Below are 18393 nucleotides of genomic sequence, written 5' to 3'. Positions count from 1 at the left end.
CTGACGCGAAACTGGCTCGTTTACCTATGGGGAGTGTGGGAAAAGTTGTTGCAAATCTGACCTCCCTAGGGTTTACGGCAGGAAATGATAGAAGCTAGTTTTGGTACAAACTCGACGTGGGAACTGAAAGAGTGGGGCTCTGTGCGCGGATGTGGCCGCAAGCGGGGCATAGGTTGTTCCTCAGTGCACTAGGAGACATCTGGTGAATATTTCTATCAAGAAGCAAAAGGGTGCGTTCGCGCTGAGCCCGGTGGGCGCCGCTTGTGCGGTGCTGCTCGTGGCCTCCGTCAACGTGATGGCTCAAGAAGCCCAGACCGTGACCGTGACCGGTATCCGCAAGGGCATCGAAGACGCGATCTCGGTGAAGAAGAACTCCGACCAGATCGTTGAAGCGGTCTCGGCGGAAGACATCGGCAAGCTGCCGGACACCTCGATCGCTGAATCGCTCGCCCGCCTGCCCGGCGTGTCGGCACAGCGCACCGCCGGTGGCCGCGCCAGCGCCATCAGCATCCGTGGCCTGTCGCCTGATTTCTCCACCGCCACGCTGAATGGCCGTGAGCAGGTCAGCACCGGCGACAGCCGTGGCGTCGAATTCGACCAGTACCCGTCCGAGCTGCTGAGCGGCGCCGTGGTCTACAAGACCCCTGACGCCGGCCTGATCGGCCAAGGCCTGGCAGGCACGATCGACCTGCGCACCGTGCGCCCGCTGGACTTCAGCGCCCGCACCGTGGCCATCAACGCCCGCAAGCAGCGTCTGGGCGTCGGCACCGACGTGACCGGCACCGGCTCGCGTTTCAGCCTGTCGTACATCGACCAGTTCGCTGACCGCACCATCGGCGTGGCCCTGGGCTTTGCCCGCCTGGATGAAACCGGCGGCGCCATTCAGGACAACGGCGACTGGGGCGGTGGCACCACCACCTACAACGGCCAGACCGTCAACGTCATCAACGGTTTCAAGGGCTATACCCGCCAGACCAAGCAGACGCGTGACGGCGCCATGGCGTCGTTCCAGTTCAAGCCGAACAAGGACCTGTCCAGCACCGTGGACATCTTCTATTCCAAGTTCGACCAGAACCAGAAGAGCTACGGCATCGAAATGGGTCTGAACGACTCGTGGGTGGCCAACGACAGCTTCCGCGACCGTCCGGGCAGCCTGATCAACGCCACCGTGAACAACGGCACCGTCACCACCGGCACGTTCAACAACGTGCGCGCCGTGGTGCGCAACGAAGCGCTGGGCAACAAGGACAAGACCTCGTCGATCGGCTGGAACACGAAGTGGCAAGCCACCGAGAAGCTGCAGCTGATTGCTGACCTGAGCTACTCGAAGGCCAAGCGCGACGCGTTCAACCTCGAGTCGTACGCCGGCACCGCCACCAACGGCCCGGGCACCACCCCGCTGGTGGGCAACATCACGTACACGCAAGGCAGCTTCAAGCTCGACTCGAGCCTGAACTACGCTGACCGCAGCATCGTGAAGCTGACCGACGTGCAGGGCTGGTCCTGCTGCGGCGACGAGCAGCCTGGCTACTCCAAGCTGCCGACGATCCGCGACGACATCAAGGCCGCTCGCCTGGACGGCAAGTACGCCCTGCCTGAAGGCGGCATCTTCAGCGACCTGAGCGTCGGCCTGAACCTGAGCGACCGTCAGAAGACCAAGGACACCCTGGAAGGCTACCTGTGGCTGAAGGGCACCAACGGCGCCCTGTACCAGAACGGTGAAATGCCCGGCTCGGGCGTTGGCATCGCTGGCGGCACCGGTCTGCAGATCGCCACGTTTGACGTGCTGGCCGCTCTGGGCAGCGTCTTCGAAGTGGGCGGCCGTTCGACCCCGGACATCGTGAACAAGTCGTGGCAGGTCAAGGAGAAGATGACCACCGCCTACGCCAAGCTGGACATCGACACCACCGCTGGCTCGCTGCCGCTGCGTGGCAACATCGGTGTGCAGATGGTGGGTACCGACCAGAGCTCGACCGCCTTCACCACCAACCGCGTCCTGAGCGGTGATGACAAGCTGGCTGGCCTGCCGGTGTCGTACACCTCCGGCACCACCTACACCGACGTGCTCCCGAGCATGAACCTGATCGGTGACCTGGGCAACGGCTACACCATGCGTCTGGGCCTGGGCAAGCAGATGGCTCGCCCGACCATGAACGACATGCGTTCGGCACGTGCCGTCAGCATCGGCAGCTCCGGCCAGGATGCAGGTCGCTTCACCGGCAGCGGTGGTACGCCTGATCTGAAGCCGTTCCGTGCCACGGCCATCGACGTGTCCTTCGAGAAGTACTTCGGCAACGCCGCCTACGTCGGTGTGGCTGCCTTCCACAAGGACCTGTCGAGCTACGTCGTGAACTACACGAACCGCGCCTTCGACTTCAAGAACTTCGTCTCGGCCGATTACCTGGCTGCTGCGATCGCCGCTGGCAAGGTCACCGACACCATCGGTACCTTCACCAGCCCGATCAACGGCAAGGGTGGTTCGATCGACGGCGTGGAACTGTCGGCTTCGCTGCCGCTGAAGCAAGTCGCCGGTTTCCTGGACGGCTTCGGTATCCAGGCCAGCTACTCGGGCACCACCAGCTCGATCTCGCTGCCTGACACCACCGGCAACAACAGTGGCGCTTCCATGCCGCTGCCGGGTCTGTCGCGTGACGTGTACGGCCTGACCGTGTACTACGAGAAGAACGGTTTCTCGGCTCGTGTGGCCGGTCGTGAGCGTTCGGACTTCGTGGGTGAAATTGCCGACAACTTCGCACAGCGTCAGCTGACCTACATCAAGGGCGAGACCGTGGTCGACCTGCAACTGGGTTACGAAATCCAGAGCGGTCCGGCCAAGGGTCTGGGCCTGCTGCTGCAGGTCAACAACCTGACCGACGCGAAATACGTCGAGTACCGCGGTGCCTACAAGAAGCCGACTTCCATCAACAAGGAAATCAAGTACGGCAAGACCATCCTGGCTGGCGTGAACTACAAGTTCTGATCACCCGGGTGTGAATGAAAACCCCCTCCCGGGACAGCCCGGGCAGGGGGTTTTTTAATGGGATCTCAAGAGAGCCTTCATGGCAATTTCATCGGCTCTACCCTGAGCCCCGGCCCCCATCGGGCCATGCACAATCATCAGCAACAAGCAGCGTTGAAAGCACCGAGCATGAAAGACCGAGCCATCCGTCAGATCGTGGTTGTGGGCGGCGGCACCTCCGGCTGGATGACCGCCGCGGCGCTGGCCAAGCTGCTGGGCGGCAAGAGCCGCATCCGCGTGGTCGAGTCCGACGAGATCGGCACCGTGGGTGTGGGCGAAGCCACCATTCCGATGATCCAGCGCTTCAACACCGCGCTCGAGATCGACCAGGACGAGTTCCTGCGCGAGACCCAGGGCACCTTCAAGCTCGGCATCGAATTCAACGACTGGGGCCGCCTCGGCGAGTCCTACATGCACGGCTTCGGTCGCCTGGGCCAGGACCTGGGCACGCTGCCGTTTGACCAGTACTGGCAGAAGATGTCGCAGGCCGGCCTGGCAGGCCCGCTGGGCGACTACTCCATCACCCAGCGCGCGGCATATGCCGGCAAGTTCATGCGCACGGCGAGTGATCTGCCCGGCACGCCGCTGGCCGACATCGCTTACGCCTTCCACTTTGACGCCGGCCTGTACGCCCGCTACCTGCGCAAGTACAGCGAAGCCCGCGGCGTGGTGCGCACCGAAGGCAAGGTGCTGGACGTGACGCTGCGCTCGTCCGACGGCCATGTCGATTCGCTGCTGCTCGACAACGGCGACCGCATCACGGGTGACCTGTTCATCGATTGCTCCGGCTTCCGCGGCCTGCTGATCGAGCAGGCGCTGAAGACCGGCTACGAAGACTGGTCGCACTGGCTGCCCTGCGACCGCGCCATGGCGGTGCCGTGTGCCAAGGTCGGCGATCCCATTCCCTATACCAAGTCATCGGCGCGTGAGGCCGGCTGGCAGTGGCGAATTCCTCTGCAGCACCGCACCGGCAATGGCCATGTGTATTGCAGCCGCTTCATCAGCGACGACGAAGCCACGGCGGTGCTGCTGCGCAACCTCGACGGCGAGCCGCTGGCCGAGCCGCGCCCGCTGAAGTTCGTCACCGGCATGCGCCGCAAGGCCTGGAACAAGAACGTGATCGCGGTGGGCCTGGCGAGCGGCTTCATGGAGCCGCTGGAATCGACCAGCATCCATCTGATTCAAACCATGGTGGCTCGCATCGTGAGCTTCTTCCCGGACCGCGACTTTGCGCAGGCCGATGTCGACGAGTTCAACGACCAGGTGCGCTTCGAGTACGAGCGCATCCGCGACTTCCTCATCCTGCACTACAAGCAGACGCTGCGCGACGACACGCCGTTCTGGCGCCACTGCCGAGACATGGAAATCCCCGAAGGCCTGCAGCGCCGCATGAACCTGTACCGCAGCCACGGCCGCATCACGCGTGAGAACAACGAGCTGTTCTCCGAGGTGAGCTGGCTGCAGGTGATGGACGGGCAGGGCCTGAAGGCCACGCGTTACCACCCGCTGGTGGACGTGGTACCGCAGGCCGAGATCACCGAGTTCCTCGGCAACATCCGTGAAGTGGTGGGCAAGTGCCTGGACGTGATGCCCAGCCACGCCGCCTTCATCGCCGAGCATTGCCGCGCGCCGTCCATCAAGTTCTGATTCACCCGAAGTTCAACGCCATGCAACAAGACAACCATGCCGCACCTGATTCGGTGCGCAACATCGTCATCGTGGGCGGGGGCACCGCCGGCTGGATGACCGCCGCGGCGCTGTCCAAGCTGCTGCCGCCCTGGCGCAAGGTGCGCCTGATCGAGTCGGACGACATCGGCACCGTGGGCGTGGGCGAAGCCACGATCCCGATGATCCGCTTCTTCAACTCGTCGCTGGGCATTGATGAAGACGAGTTCATCCGCCAGACGCGCGGCACCTTCAAGCTGGGCATCGAGTTCGTCAACTGGGGCCAGGTGGGTGAGCGCTACATCCACGGCTTCGGCAAGATCGGCCAGGACGAGGGCATGGTCAGCTTCTACCACTACTGGTTGAAGCAGCACCAGCGTGGCCTGGCCCGGCCGCTGGAGGACTACTCCATCAACACCGCGGCCTGCCATGACAACAAGTTCATGCGCGCCCGCCATGACCTGGCCAACTCACCGCTGGCCGACATCGCCTACGCCTTCCACTTCGACGCCGCGCTGTATGCCCGCTTCCTGCGGGACTTCGCCGTGGCCCGCGGCGTGCACCGCACCGAAGGCATCGTGGCGCAAACCATCCAGCGTGGTGCTGATGGCTTCATCGAAGCGCTGGTGCTCGACAGCGGCGAGCGGGTCGAAGGTGACTTGTTCATCGACTGCTCGGGCTTCCGCGGCTTGCTGATCGAGCAGGCCCTGCAAACCGGCTACGACGACTGGACGCACTGGCTGCCTTGCGACCGCGCGGTGGCCGTGCCCTGCGAGCACGGCAGCACGCCGCTGCTGCCCTACACGCGCTCCACCGCCCATGCGGCGGGCTGGCAGTGGCGCATTCCGCTGCAGCACCGCATCGGCAACGGCCATGTGTTTTCCAGCAAGTTCATGAGCGAGGACGAGGCCACCAGCATCCTGCTGGCCAACCTCGACGGCCCGAAGCTGGCTGAGCCGCGCACGCTGAAGTTCGTCACCGGCAAGCGCAAGAAGTTCTGGAACAAGAACGTGATTGCGGTGGGCCTGGCGAGCGGCTTCATGGAGCCGCTGGAATCGACCAGCATCCACCTGATCCAGTCGCAGATCGCGCGCATCGCCACGTTCTTCCCGGACCGCGGTTTTGCGCAGGCCGACATCGACGAATTCAACCGCCAGGCGGACTTTGAGTTCGAGCGCATCCGCGACTTCCTGATTCTGCATTACCAGCAGACCCGGCGCACCGATTCAGCCTTCTGGAACTACGTGCGCACCATGCCGATTCCGGACACGCTGCAGGCCAAGCTCGATCTGTACCGCAGCAGCGGCCGCATCTTCCGCGAGAGCACCGAGATGTTCACGCATGTGAGCTGGCTGCAGGTGATGCACGGCCAGGGCGTGCATGCCGGCAGCTATCACCCGCTGGTGGACAACCTCGACGATGACGCCTTGGCGCAGTACCTCGACAACGTGAGCGGCACCATTGCCAAGTGCGTGGAGGTGATGCCCACGCATGCCGAGGTGGTGTCGCACATCTGCTCGGAGCGTTGAGCAGCAAGCTGACCGGCGAGTGATCCGACAACGCGCCCGAGACACCCAGAAAAACAGCCGCACAGGCACAGGGAGACAAGCATGAAGACGATGGACAAGCGCCAGGCCGGCGGCGTGGCGCGGCGTGTTCTGCGCGCCGCCATGGGCGCAACGTTGCTGCTGCAGGCCAGCGCACTGCTGGTGACCACCACCGCGCCGGTGTCAGCCGCAGCTGCTGAAACCACCCCCGCACGCACCGGCCGCGAGACGGCCGAAGCCATCTTCCAGAAGCCGGTGTTTGGTGGCGCGGTGTTGTCGCCCGATGGACGGCGCGTGGCGTTCCGCACGGCGGTGAAGGGGCAGTTCTCGCGCCTGGCCGTGATGGAGCTCGACACCATGAAGCCGAGCATCGTGGCGTCTGCCGAAGATGCCGACATCGGCGAGATCTTCTGGATCAACAACCAGCGCCTGGCCTACAACCTGGGCGTGTGGGAGTTGCCACCCGAAGACCGTCGCTTCAACCCGGGCCTGTTCGCGGTGAACGCGGACGGCAGTCAGTTCCGCCAGCTGGTTGAAACCTTGGGCGCCTTCGTCAAGAGCGGAGAAAACAGCAAGCTGCTGCCGCAATCCACCCGGCCTCTGCCGGGTGTCGGCTTGAAGCAGGGCGACGACATCTGGGTGGTGCGGCCCCAAACCTTTGACAAGGCCGCACCGAGTGATTTCCTGCTGCAACGCCTGAACACGCTCACGGGCCGCACGGTGGATGTGGACGCGCCCAAAGACAGCGTCGAGTTCGCGTTTGACCCGGCCGGAGAACTGCGCGCCGTGCTGACCAGCAAGGGCCAGCGCCGCGCCATGCTGTTCAGGCAAACCGATGGCAGCTGGAAGACGCTGGCCGAAGCCGACGTGCTGGACGCCGCATTCTCGCCGTTGCTGGTGGACGGCCAGGGCCGCCTGCTGGTGAACACCCGGGCGGGTGGCGACAAGATGGGTGTGTATGTGTGGGACATGGCCACCAACGCACCGCAGCTGCCGGCCCTGGTGGCTTCGCCCGATTACGACCTGAGCGCTGCCCCGGTGTGGGCCGGACAGAACCTGGCGGGCGTGCGCTACGTGAGCGACGCGCACGTGACGCAGTGGTTCGACGAGCGCCGCAAGGCCTTGCAGGCCAGCATGGACAAGGCCCTGCCGAACACGGTGAACGAGTTGGCCGTGGCGCGCCATGGTGATTCGCCATGGGTGCTGGTGAATGCCTTCAGCGACAAGGAGCCGGGCCTCAGCCTGCTCTACAACAGCGAGACCCGCAAGCTCAGCCGCCTGGGCCAGCTGCGCCCGGATTTGAAGGGCGTGCCGATGGGTGCGATGGACCTGGTGCGCGTGACCGCCCGCGACGGCCTGCCCGTGCCGGCCTGGCTGACGCTGCCACCGGGCTCTGATGGCAAGAACCTGCCGCTGGTGCTGTGGGTGCACGGCGGCCCCTGGGTGCGTGGTGCGCAGTGGGGCTGGAACCCCGAGGTGCAGTTCCTGGCGAGCCGGGGTTATGCCGTGCTGCAACCGGAATTCCGCGGCAGCGCCGGCTTTGGCGACAAGCATTTCCGCGCCGGCCTGAAGCAATGGGGCCTGGCCATGCAGGACGACCTGGCCGACGCCGTGCGCTGGGCCGTGGACAAGGGCGTGGCGGACCCCAAGCGCGTGTGCATCGCCGGTGCCAGCTACGGCGGTTATGCCGCGATGATGGGCCCGATCAAGCACCCCGAGCTGTACCGCTGCGCCGTGAACTGGGTGGGCGTGACCGACCAGAGCCTGATGTTCAGCGTGCACTGGAGCGACTTCGGCAAGGACGTGAAGGGCTGGGTGCTGCCCCGCCTGATGGGCGACCCGAAGGCCGATGCGGCGCAGTTCGAGGCCAACTCCCCGCTGGCCCAGGCCGCGCGCTTCAAGGTGCCGGTGCTGATGGCCTACGGTGCCAAGGACCAGCGCGTGCCGCTGGTGCATGGCGAAAAGATGCGCGACGCCCTGAAGGCGCACAACCGCGACGTGCGCTGGATCGTCTACCCCGAAGCCGGTCACGGCTGGTTTGACCCGCCCACCCAGATCGACTTCTGGACGCAGGTGGACGGCTTCCTGGCGCAGCACATCGGTGCGAAGTAGTTTTAGTACATGCCTGAGCGGCGCGCGTGTCAAGGCGATGAGGCACCGGCAAGTGCGGCAAGTTGCGCTGAATCGCCAGAAACAGCCTAGGCATAAACCTGTAGGCGACGGTTTTGCAATCGATGCCAAAATGTAGTTGAACTACTTTTCAGAGCATGAACCGACTCCGCAGGCGCATCACCTTGGGCGGGCTGTCACTGGCAGCAGGGGCCGGCCGTTCCGCCCTGGCGGGCAGCGCCTCGGGGCGTGAGCCGCTGGTGGTCTGGTACAGCGTGGAGGGTGCGGCCGGCATCCGGCGCGCGGCGGAGTCGTTCACGGCAGCCACCGGTGTGCCGGTGGTGGTGGAAACGCCCGACGGCATTCCAGCCAAATTCCAGCAAGCCGCCGCGGCCGGCAAAGGCCCGGACGTGTGCACCGCGCCGCATGACCGCATCGGTGAATGGGTGGCCGGCGGCCTGATGCACGCCGTGAACCCCAGCCGCGCGGTGTTTGAAGACATCGACCCGTTGGCCTGGCAAGGCTTCGAGTGGCGCGGCCGCACCTGGGCTTATCCGTATGCGCTGGACGCGGTCACGCTCATCTACAACAAGGCGCTGGTCAGCCAGCCGCCCACCACCTTCGAGCAGGTGTTCGAGCTGGAGCAGCGCCTGGCCCGCCAAGGCCGTCACGCCCTGCTGTGGGACTACACCAACGCCTACTTCACCTGGCCCCTGATGGCCGCACAAGGCGGCTACAGCTTCAAGCGCCTGCCCGACGGCCGCTACGACCCCACTGACATTGGCGTGGACAACGCCGGTGCCCGCGCCGGGGCTGAGCTGCTGGCCCGCCTGCTGCGCGAAGGCGTGATGCCCGTGGGCGCCGGCTACCCCGAAATGGAAGCCGCGATGGCGCAGGGCAGGGTGGCCATGATGATCAACGGCCCCTGGGCCTGGGTGAACCTGAAGCGCGCCGGCATCAACTTCGGTGTGGCGCGCATTCCGGCGGTGGGTGGGCAGGCCGCGCGGCCGTTCACCGGCATTCGCGGCTTCATCATCAACCGGGCCACGCGCCAGCGTGAGGTGGCGGTGGAGTTCATCGAGCACTGCCTGCTGAGCCAGGCCGGGCTGCGTTCCATTGACCAGGCCGAGCCGCTGGGCGCACCGGCCAGCAAGGCGTTTTATGCCGAGCTGCTGGCCCGGCCCGATGTGGGCCCCAAGGTGGCCGGCATCATGGCCTCGGCCCGCGACGGCGTGCTCACGCCCTGCATCCCCGAGATGGGCCGGTTCTGGTCGTCGATGAAATCGTCGTTGACCAACCTGAGTGAATCTCGCCAGAGCCCGGCCGAGGCCCTGGCCGCCGCGGCCCGCCGCATCCGGGAGGCCTCATGAGCGGGCTGATCGGCCGTTGGCAAACCTGGCAGCGCCCGGTGCTGGGCGTGCTGTGGAGCGCGCTGGTGCTGTGGGGCGTGGTGGCGGTGCATGCAGCGGGGCAGAGCCTGCTGGCGATGGTGCTGCTGGCGGTGGGCGGGCTGGCGGTGTGGACGTACCAGTCCAGCCGCAGTGGTGCCTTGCGCTACCTGCTGCCGGGCATTGCCACCGCACTCATCTTCGTGATCTTCCCGATGCTCTACACCTTCGGGTTGAGCTTCACCAACTACAGCGCCCGCAACCTGCTGGACCGTGACCGGGCACAGGCCCAGCTGCGTGAAGAAAGCCTGCAGGTGGCGGGCTCGCAGCGGGCCTTCAGCCTGCATGCGGCGGGCAGTGGCTGGCGTGTGCGCCTGGCGCCGGTGGCTGATGGCGCCGCCCCCGCAACCACGCTGCTGAGCGCCGCCGTGCCGCTGCTGGCCGATGCCCCGCTGGTGCTGGCCATGGTGCCCGCCACCGAGGCTGACCTGGCCGCCTTGGCACCCGCCGCACCGCTGCGTGAGCATGTGGACAGGCTGCCCGCCCTGCGCGCGTTGCAGCTTCAAATACAGCCGCAACAACAGCCGCAACAACAGGCACAACAGCAGGCACAACAGCAGCCACCCACCCTGCTGCGCCTAGGCTCCCTGCGCGAATTCGCCGAAACCCAGCCGCTGTACGACAGCACGCCCGAAGGCGGCCTGCGTGACCGTGTCACCGGCACGGTGTACCTGCCTGATGAATCCGAAGGCTTCTTCACCAGCGCCTCGGGTGAGCAACTGCAACCCGGCTTCCGGGTGAACGTGGGCTTGCGCCACTACCTGCGCATCTTCAGCGACGAGCGCTTCCGCGAACCCTTCGCCAGCGTGTTCGTATGGACGGTGGTTTTCTCGGCACTCACCGTGGTGGGCGCCACCGCACTCGGCCTGCTGCTGGCCGTGCTGCTGAACTGGGACGCGCTGGAATGCCGCCCCGCTTACCGGCTGGTGCTGTTCCTGCCCTATGCCGTGCCGGGCTTCATTTCCATCCTCGTGTTCAAGGGCCTGTTCAACCAGAACCTCGGCGAGATCAACCTCATCCTCAACGGCCTGTTCGGCATCAAGCCCGCGTGGTTCTCTGACCCGCTGCTGGCCAAGACGATGCTGCTCATCGTCAACATCTGGCTGGGCTTCCCGTACATGATGGTGCTGTGCTCGGGCCTCATCAAATCCATTCCGGCGGATCTGTATGAAGCCTCGGCCGTGGCCGGCGCCGGCCCGTGGGTGAACTTCAGCCGCATCACCATGCCGCTGATCCTCAAGCCGCTCACGCCGCTGCTCATCAGCGCCTTCGCCTTCAACTTCAACAACTTCGTGCTGATCAGCCTGCTGACGGGCGGCGCGCCGGACCAGCTCGACACCGCGCTGCCGGCCGGCACCACCGACATCCTCGTCAGCTACACCTGGCGCATCGCCTTCCAGGATTCGGGCCAGCAGTTCGGCCTGGCTGCGGCCATCTCCACCGTCATCTTCCTGATCGTGGCGGCCATCACGCTGGTGCAGATGCGCACCACCCGCATCAATGACGATGCGCGCCCCTGACACCCCCGTGCCGCCGCGCCACGCCTGAAGGAGCTGCCCATGGCCATCGTGCATTCCAAGGCCCAACGCTGGCGCAAGCTGGCGGCCCACCTGTTCTTGCTGGCGCTGTGCGCCACGGTGCTATTTCCCTTCCTCATCGTCATTTCGGTGTCGCTGCGGCCGGGCAATTTCGCGGCAGGCTCGCTCATTCCAGAAGCCATCAGCTTCGAGCACTGGCGCTACGTGCTGGGCATGCCGGTGGCGGGGCCAGACGGCACGATGATCACGCCCGATTTGCCCGTACTGCGCTGGCTGTGGAACTCCATCAAGGTGGCCACGGTGTCAGGGCTGGTGACGCTGCTGCTGAGCACCACGGCCGCCTACGCGCTGGCCCGCTTGCGCTTTCGTGGGCGGCGCCAATTGCTGACGGGGCTGATGCTGATGCAGATGTTCCCGGCGGTGCTGGCGCTGGTGGCCATCTACGCCATCTTTGACCGTCTGGGCAGCGTCGTGCCGGCCATCGGGTTGAACACGCATGCCTCGCTGGTGCTGGCCTATTCCGGCGGCATCGCCATGCATGTGTGGACGCTGAAGGGCTACTACGACACCCTGCCGGTGGAGGTGGAAGAAGCCGCCCGCGTGGACGGCGCCACGCCCTGGCAAACCTTCTGGCGCGTGCTGCTGCCCATGGCCCTGCCCATCCTGGCGGTGGTCTTCTTGCTGGCCTTCATCGGCGCCATCATCGAGTACCCGGTGGCCTCGGTGCTGCTCAGCCAGCAAGACCAGCTCACGCTGGCCGTGGGCGCCAAGCTGTTTGTCCATGAACACAATTTCCGGTGGGGTGATTTCGCTGCGGCGGCCATCCTCTCGGGCCTGCCCATCACGGCGGTCTTCCTGCTCGCCCAGCGCTGGCTCATCGCGGGCCTGGCGGCCGGCGGTGTCAAGGGCTGAGCCACCCGCAACCGGAAGCCGCCATGCAACGTCGTCAATTCAACATCGGCTGTGCGCTTGCGCCGGCCTTCTTCACTGCTGCTGCCATGAACCCGCCAACCGCCGCTGCCGCCACGCCTTCGCCTGATGACTTCGCCCATGTGCCCTGGTCACGCCAGGCCAACATCTACGAAGTCAACATTCGCCAGTACACGCCCGAAGGCACCATCAAGGCCTTCAGCGCGCACCTGCCGCGCCTGAAAGCGATGGGTGTCGACATCCTCTGGCTGATGCCGATCCAGCCCATCGGCAAGATCGAGCGCAAGGGCACGCTGGGCAGCTACTACTCGATCAGCGACTACACCGCCGTGAACCCCGAGTTCGGCACGCTCGATGACGTGCGCGCGTTGGTGGCGCAAGCGCATGCGCTGGGGTTGAAGGTCATCCTCGACTGGGTGGCCAACCACACCGCCTGGGACCACCCCTGGACCAGCGCCCACACCGATTGGTACAAGCTCGACGCCAAGGGCAAGGTCTTCCCCGTCACCTTCAATGCCGGTACGCCGCAGGTGGAGTACTGGACCGACGTGGTGGCGCTGAACTACGACAACAAGGCGCTGTGGCTCGCCATGATCGATGCGATGCGCTTCTGGGTGGCGCAGGTCGATCTGGACGGCTTCCGGTGTGACGTGGCCGGCCTCGTTCCCACGCCCTTCTGGAACCAGGCCAGGCAAGAGCTGGACAAGATGAAGCCGATGTTCATGCTGGCCGAATGGGCCGAGCCCGACCTGCATGGGCAGGCCTTCGACATGACCTACGGCTGGGACTTGAGCGACGTGCTGCAGAAGGTGGCCAAGGGCACCGCCGATGCGAGCGCGCTGGCGGCCTGGGTGGCTCAGCCGCCGAAGGCATTTCCGAAGTCGGCTTACCGCATGCGCTTCACGAACAACCACGACATCAACTCGTGGCATGGCACCGACGCCGAGCTGTATGGCCCGGCCTGGAAGGCGATGACCGTGCTGGCCTTCACGCTGCCCGGCATGCCGTTGATTCTGGGTGGGCAAGAGAGCGGCCTGAACAAGCGCCTGGCCTTCTTCGAGAAAGACACCATGGACTGGGGCAGCTTTGAGCACCAGGCGTTTTATGCCGAGCTGCTGGCCCTGAAGCACCACAATGCGGCGCTGGCCAACGGCCAATACGGCGCGCCGGTGGAGGTGCTGAACACCGGCCATGCGCAGGTGTTTGCCTTCCGCCGCGCGCTGGCTGGCAACAGCGTCAGCGTGGTGGTGAACTGCAGCGGGCAGGCGCAGGCGTTTCAGGGCGTTGCTGGCGCTGCCAAGCTGGATGCCTGGCAGTGGCACATCACGACCGACATCACGACAGACACCACCACAGCATGAGCGCTGCGGCCATGCCTGATGCCTACCGCCCGCTGTGGCACTTCACCGCGCCCACGAACTGGATCAACGACCCCAACGGCCTGATCTGGCTGGACGGTGAGTACCACCTGTTCTACCAGCACAACCCGTTTGGTGACCAGTGGGGCCACATGAGCTGGGGCCATGCGGTGAGCACCGACCTGCTGCACTGGCAGCACCTGCCGCTGGCCATTCCGGAAGACGAACGCGTGTCGATCTACTCCGGCAGCGTGGTGCTTGATGTGCACAACACCAGCGGCTTTGGCGGTGCCCCCGGCCAGCCCGTGCTGGTGGCCATCTACACCGGCTGCAAGCGCGTGCCCGAGGGCGGGCAGGGCCAGGAGCTGGCCTACAGCACCGACCGCGGCCGCACCTGGCAGAAGTACGCAGGCAACCCGGTGCTAGATATCGGCCTGCGGGATTTTCGAGATCCGAAAGTGTTCTGGCACGAGCCCACCGCCCGCTGGGTGATGGCCGTGGTGCGGCCCGACGACCACCAGGTGAGCTTCTACGCATCGCCCAACCTGAAGCAATGGCAACACCTGAGTGATTTCGGGCCGGCCGGTGAAGTGGGCGGCATCTGGGAATGCCCGGACCTGATCGAAATGCCCGCCGGCCGCACTGACGAGCCGCGCCGCTGGGTGCTGAAGGTCGACACCTTCGCCGGCCACCCGGGCGGCACCGGCGCGCAGGTGTTCATCGGCCACTTTGATGGCGAACGCTTCACCGCCGAAGCACCCACCGAGCCCCACGGCCTGTGGGTAGACCACGGCTGCGACTTCTACGCCGCGCTCAGCTGGGCCGATTTGCCCGCAACCCACGGCGCGCCCGTGTGGGTGGGCTGGATGAACAACCACGCCTACGCCAAGCACACGCCCACGGCGCCCTGGCGCGGGGCGATGACGGTGCCGCGCGAGTTCTTCCTGCGGGACACGCCGCGCGGCCCGCGGGTGGGCCAGCGCCCCTGGCCCGGCCTGGCCGCGCTGCGTGGTGCGCCCCGCACCTGGCCGCAGATCAGCCTGAACCACACTGCCGATGACGCGGGTGATGGCAGCGTGCAGGAGGTTGACCTGGGCGCGCTGGACGGCCGCAGCATCGAGCTGCAATGGGACATCAGCGCGGCCGATGCCACGCAGTTCGGCCTGCGCGTGCGCTGCGGCCCCGGCCAGCACACCGTGGTGGGCGTGGACCGCAGCCGCAACGTGCTGTTCATTGACCGATCCAACTCAGGCGCCGTGCCCGACGAAGCCCGCTGGGCCGGTGCCCGCGAAGCCCCGCTGCCCACCGGCCCGCTGCGCCTGCGCGTGCTGCTGGACCGCTGCTCTGTGGAAGTGTTCACCGGCGACGGCGCGGCCACGCTGACCGAGCTGATCTTTCCGGATGACGCCAGCCGCGGCGTGCAGCTGTATGCCCACGGCGGCAACGTGCGGCACAGTGCGTTGACGGTGTGGCCGCTGGCCCAGCCTTAAGGGCTCAGCGCCTTCAGGCGCGCCATGACGAGGTCGGCACGCTCAGGCTCGGCGATCAAGCCGGGCAGCACGTTCGCGAAGTCCTGGTTCGTCAACAGTTGGTTGATTGCGGCAGACACGGCATGTCGCAGCTCAGCGGGTGCAACGGCCATTTCATCGGCCAGCTCTTCACGCCCATCGACGATGTTCAGCACATCTTCCAGGTCATGGCTGGTCACGAAGTCGCCGCCACCTCGGCTTGCAAAGGCTTCCAGCTTGGTGGCCACAAAGGCGACGGCGCTCACCAGCCGAATCGCCATGTCTTGGCCCAGGTTCACAGACACGGCGGTCTCTACCGCGTAGGGGTACCAGCGGTTGGCAAAGCCCAGCACCTCCGGCTGCATCGGCATCAGGTCAAACAGCACACCCGAGGGCCGGTGCACCCAGCGGCAAATTACATCGCTGCTGACATCACGCGCGAACCCTCGCGCGGCCACTGCTTGTTCGATGCGATGGAACATGGCCAAGTTGGCATTCACCACCGCGTCCACGTCGCGGGTGGCGCGCACAGGGTCGGCCAGCGGGTCGGTCACGAGCAGGCCGGCCACGGCACCACCAACGAACACCACTTGCTCACGCAGATCGCCCAGCGCCTCGGCTATCTGGCGAAGGCCGGGCAGGTTCGGGTCATCGGCGCGCATCGCCAGCCCCAGCGCCGCCCGCATCAAACTGCATCAGCTCGACTTCCATCAGCTTGGCCGCCAGGCTTCGTTCGCGTGCGCGGCCGGTGCGCAGCGCATCCAGCAAGGCCAACAGGCGATGCAGCGCCGGATCGGCCAGCGCGGCCTGCGGCACCGTTCGGTACAGCGGCGAGATGGCAGGGCCTTTGGCACTGCCGGTGGGGTGCGCCCAGACGGGGGCTTCTCCGGGGGCCACCGCCAATTGGCTGGCCAGTGGCTCAGCGCCGAAGGCTGTTGGCACGCCACGCTTGACGGCACCGAGAGAGGCCGGCCAGATGTAGCGCACGCCGTGCACGATGAATTCCAGCAGGTTGGGCCGCACCGGCGCCCATTCGCCGCGGGCAGGCGCCACGGCAAGGCCGGCTGCCACAGCGCGCTTCACGCTGGCATGGGCCTCTGAGGCGCTGATGGCCAGCGCTTCGCCCAATGCGGCGTAGGTCCAGCGCTGAGGCGGGTGCGCCGCCACCTTCAGCAATACCAGCAGGTCTTGGGGTTTGAGAGCGTCCATCTGAGGTGCATATTCGCCATTCGCGAATTGCGAATATCGCCGATGACGCCGCATTTGGCAAGCGCTCGTCTGGCGCCGCGGCCACGCTGCCAACGTATGCCAGCGCGCCTTGACCGTATGGCCGCCAGCCCCAAACAATGGGCCAGTTGCAACGCAAAACGGAACCCCGCATGAAGGTACTGGTGACTGGACTGAACGGCACCCTGGCGCCCAAGCTGGCGGCGCTGCTGCGCCAGCAGGGCCACGAGGTGCTGGCCTGGCAACGTGACGTGCTGGACGTGAACAACGAAGCCGCCGGCCGCGACTGGCTGGACGCCCAAGGCGTGCAAGCCGTGGCGCACCTGGCCATGGGTGATGCGCACTGGGCCGGCTGGATGGCGTGGTGGGCCGCGCAACGCGGACTGCCGTTTGTCTTCACCAGCACGGCCATGGTGTTTCACCACGAGCCCGACGGCCCGCACCAGGTGGGCGACGCCACCACCGCGCAAGACGACTACGGCCGCGGCAAGGCGCTGTGCGAACAAGCCGTGCGGCGGGCCCACCCACACGCCGTGGTGGCTCGCATTGGCTGGCAGATCGACCTGACAGCCACCGGCAACAACATGCTGCGCGCACTGGACGACTGGCAAGCCCGCGACGGCCGCATCGGCGCCAGCACCCTGTGGCGTCCCGCCTGCTCATTCATGGACGACACCGTGGCTGCACTGGCGCAATGCCTGCGTCTGGACGGCGCCAGCTCTTCACCGCACACCCCTGCGGGCTTGATTCACCTGGACAGCAACGCGCAGGAAGGCTGGAACTTTGCGCAGGTGGCTGAGGCGCTGGGACAGGCGGCTGGCCGAGCCTGGCGGGTGGTGCCAGAGGCGGGGTATGCGCATGACCAGCGGTTGATGCCTGGGGAGGGGCAGGGGGTGGTGTTGCCGGGGTTGGGGGGGAGGTTGGGGGGCGCGAGGTGAGGCTGCTGTCGGCAAAGCGATCCGAAGCGGCTGGAGATGCTTCGGTCGAGACGGGCTAGCTCGCTGGCCGCTATCAGCCAGCGTCACGACATTTGCCTCGCCATTGCCGTGCAGGCCCCCTGCATCAGTCAGGGCGAATGGTTAGTCTTACTGTGTCACAAGAGTAGTCTTTTGCTTGCGCGACCGCAGCAAGGACACTGGCCGAGACGGGCGAGCAGCGCGTAGCTGAGTTGGTTGCGCAGCGTCGTGATCGAGTGGGCCACGTGCCGCTGCGCGCGCAGGACTGCCCCTGGGGATGTAATCCTCGGGAAGGGCAGGCACTTGGCGTTCGGCAAAGTTTTTTTTGCCGCCGACGGGTTTGTCGGCAATGAGTCGCTCGGCCATCAAGAACGCGTAGGCCGCGATGCTCAGGCTCGCATGGTGGTGGAAGCCTCGCCAGCCGCGCCCCTCATAGTGCCCCAGTCCGAAGTCCTGCTTCAGGTCCTGGTAGTCGCGCTCGATGCGCCAGCGCTGGTAGGCGGCGCTGACCAAGTCGTTGAGGGGCGTGCTCTCGGGCAGGGTCGACAGGATGTACTTGACCGGCTCGGCTTGGTCCACCGGCCACTCGATGAGCAACCACTGCTGTGGGCGCAGACGCGCCTTGCCGGCGTTGCCGCCCGCATGGCGAACCCGCACCGCCGCGAATCGGCCACTCAGTGGCTCGTTGGTGCCCTCGCGCCAACTGATGGTCTGGAACGCCTGCGTTGGCAAAGACAGGGCCAGGGCCTTGACGCTCATCGGCTGCAACTCAGCGGTGCGCCGTGGCATCACTGGGGGCCTGCCCTTGCCGCTGTAGGGTTCGGGCGCAAGGGGTTCCACACCGGGTGGCCAGACCACGACCGCTGAGGTGACACCCACCGCGTACAGCAAGCCCATGTCGCTCAGCGATTGCCGGAACCCAGTGTCCACGCCGTAGCCGGCATCGGCCAGCACACAGTGGCGGGGCGCACCTGAAGCGCCCCGGGTTTCATGGAGGCCCGTTGGGTTAAGTCAGGCTTCCGTCAAGGCAGTCTGACTGGCGAGTTGCCGGTAGTAGTTTGCCTCAGCCTCTGCGGGTGGGATGTACC

12 protein-coding genes and 1 pseudogene are annotated in these 18393 nt (G+C 65.9%); 10 read left to right on the top strand and 3 right to left on the bottom strand.

What is annotated here, in order from left to right; all coding sequences use genetic code 11:
• Positions 1–202 precede the first annotated feature (202 nt).
• From AACH00_RS03045 to AACH00_RS03005, 9 genes are all read left to right on the top strand, one after another.
• Positions 203–2980, top strand: a complete 2778-nt coding sequence (locus tag AACH00_RS03045; RefSeq protein ID WP_341397486.1) for a TonB-dependent receptor — start codon at positions 203–205, stop codon at positions 2978–2980.
• Between the two features lie 168 nt (positions 2981–3148).
• On the top strand, positions 3149–4666 hold the full coding sequence (locus AACH00_RS03040) for a tryptophan halogenase family protein (RefSeq protein ID WP_341397485.1): 1518 nt from the start codon (positions 3149–3151) through the stop codon (positions 4664–4666).
• Between the two features lie 20 nt (positions 4667–4686).
• The gene (locus AACH00_RS03035; RefSeq protein WP_341397484.1) at positions 4687–6213 is read left to right on the top strand and encodes a tryptophan halogenase family protein; all 1527 of its coding nucleotides are present in this window, start codon (positions 4687–4689) and stop codon (positions 6211–6213) included.
• Between the two features lie 81 nt (positions 6214–6294).
• Entirely contained in the window at positions 6295–8343 is a 2049-nt protein-coding gene (locus AACH00_RS03030; protein ID WP_341397483.1) for a S9 family peptidase, read from the top strand.
• A gap of 155 nt (positions 8344–8498) precedes the next feature.
• Positions 8499–9710: a maltose/maltodextrin ABC transporter substrate-binding protein MalE gene (gene malE, locus AACH00_RS03025; protein WP_341397482.1), complete on the top strand. Its 1212-nt coding sequence runs from the start codon at positions 8499–8501 to the stop codon at positions 9708–9710.
• Positions 9707–11308 carry a maltose ABC transporter permease MalF gene (malF, locus tag AACH00_RS03020; protein WP_341397481.1) on the top strand — a complete coding sequence of 534 codons (1602 nt, stop codon included), beginning with the start codon at positions 9707–9709 and terminating at the stop codon, positions 11306–11308. The genes malE and malF overlap by 4 nt, the downstream gene beginning before the upstream one ends.
• A gap of 39 nt (positions 11309–11347) precedes the next feature.
• Positions 11348–12238, top strand: coding sequence for a maltose ABC transporter permease MalG (gene malG, locus AACH00_RS03015; RefSeq protein ID WP_341397480.1), 891 nt, complete (start codon positions 11348–11350; stop codon positions 12236–12238).
• 23 nt (positions 12239–12261) lie between these two features.
• Positions 12262–13617 carry an alpha-amylase family glycosyl hydrolase gene (locus AACH00_RS03010; protein WP_341397479.1) on the top strand — a complete coding sequence of 452 codons (1356 nt, stop codon included), beginning with the start codon at positions 12262–12264 and terminating at the stop codon, positions 13615–13617.
• 11 nt (positions 13618–13628) lie between these two features.
• Complete coding sequence (locus tag AACH00_RS03005) at positions 13629–15104, top strand: glycoside hydrolase family 32 protein (protein WP_341397478.1); 1476 nt, start codon at positions 13629–13631, stop codon at positions 15102–15104.
• Here the strand turns inward: AACH00_RS03005 and AACH00_RS03000 are convergent.
• Positions 15101–15808, bottom strand: a complete 708-nt coding sequence (locus AACH00_RS03000) for a hypothetical protein (protein ID WP_341397477.1) — start codon at positions 15806–15808, stop codon at positions 15101–15103. The two genes, AACH00_RS03005 and AACH00_RS03000, sit on opposite strands and share 4 nt — an antisense overlap.
• Positions 15771–16331, bottom strand: coding sequence for a hypothetical protein (locus AACH00_RS02995; RefSeq protein WP_341397476.1), 561 nt, complete (start codon positions 16329–16331; stop codon positions 15771–15773). Before AACH00_RS02995 ends, AACH00_RS03000 begins: the two co-directional genes overlap by 38 nt.
• 170 nt (positions 16332–16501) lie before the next feature.
• On the opposite strand from AACH00_RS02995, the gene AACH00_RS02990 reads away from it, so the two are divergent.
• The gene (locus AACH00_RS02990) at positions 16502–17287 is read left to right on the top strand and encodes a sugar nucleotide-binding protein (RefSeq protein ID WP_341397475.1); all 786 of its coding nucleotides are present in this window, start codon (positions 16502–16504) and stop codon (positions 17285–17287) included.
• Between the two features lie 147 nt (positions 17288–17434).
• Here AACH00_RS02990 and AACH00_RS02985 read toward each other — a convergent pair.
• Positions 17435–18283: pseudogene (locus AACH00_RS02985) on the bottom strand (IS701 family transposase); the annotation flags it as partial.
• Positions 18284–18393: the final 110 nt, after the last annotated feature.

It is taken from the genome of Ideonella margarita (genome assembly GCF_038066635.1).
GTDB lineage: Bacteria > Pseudomonadota > Gammaproteobacteria > Burkholderiales > Burkholderiaceae_C > Ideonella > Ideonella margarita.
Note: the sequence above shows the minus strand (reverse complement) of the source record. Positions and strands in the feature narration are given on the sequence as shown.

Bases quoted from the DNA above. Each gene is read 5' to 3' on its own strand.
- AACH00_RS03040 (WP_341397485.1), top strand. From the start codon at position 3,149: ATGAAAGACCGAGCCATCCGTCAGATCGTGGTTGTGGGCGGCGGCACC.
- AACH00_RS03035 (WP_341397484.1), top strand. From the start codon at position 4,687: ATGCAACAAGACAACCATGCCGCACCTGATTCGGTGCGCAACATCGTC.
- AACH00_RS03030 (WP_341397483.1), top strand. From the start codon at position 6,295: ATGAAGACGATGGACAAGCGCCAGGCCGGCGGCGTGGCGCGGCGTGTT.
- malE (WP_341397482.1), top strand. From the start codon at position 8,499: ATGAACCGACTCCGCAGGCGCATCACCTTGGGCGGGCTGTCACTGGCA.
- malF (WP_341397481.1), top strand. From the start codon at position 9,707: ATGAGCGGGCTGATCGGCCGTTGGCAAACCTGGCAGCGCCCGGTGCTG.
- malG (WP_341397480.1), top strand. From the start codon at position 11,348: ATGGCCATCGTGCATTCCAAGGCCCAACGCTGGCGCAAGCTGGCGGCC.
- AACH00_RS03010 (WP_341397479.1), top strand. From the start codon at position 12,262: ATGCAACGTCGTCAATTCAACATCGGCTGTGCGCTTGCGCCGGCCTTC.
- AACH00_RS03005 (WP_341397478.1), top strand. From the start codon at position 13,629: ATGCCTGATGCCTACCGCCCGCTGTGGCACTTCACCGCGCCCACGAAC.
- AACH00_RS03000 (WP_341397477.1), bottom strand. From the start codon at position 15,808: ATGCGGGCGGCGCTGGGGCTGGCGATGCGCGCCGATGACCCGAACCTG.
- AACH00_RS02995 (WP_341397476.1), bottom strand. From the start codon at position 16,331: ATGGACGCTCTCAAACCCCAAGACCTGCTGGTATTGCTGAAGGTGGCG.
- AACH00_RS02990 (WP_341397475.1), top strand. From the start codon at position 16,502: ATGAAGGTACTGGTGACTGGACTGAACGGCACCCTGGCGCCCAAGCTG.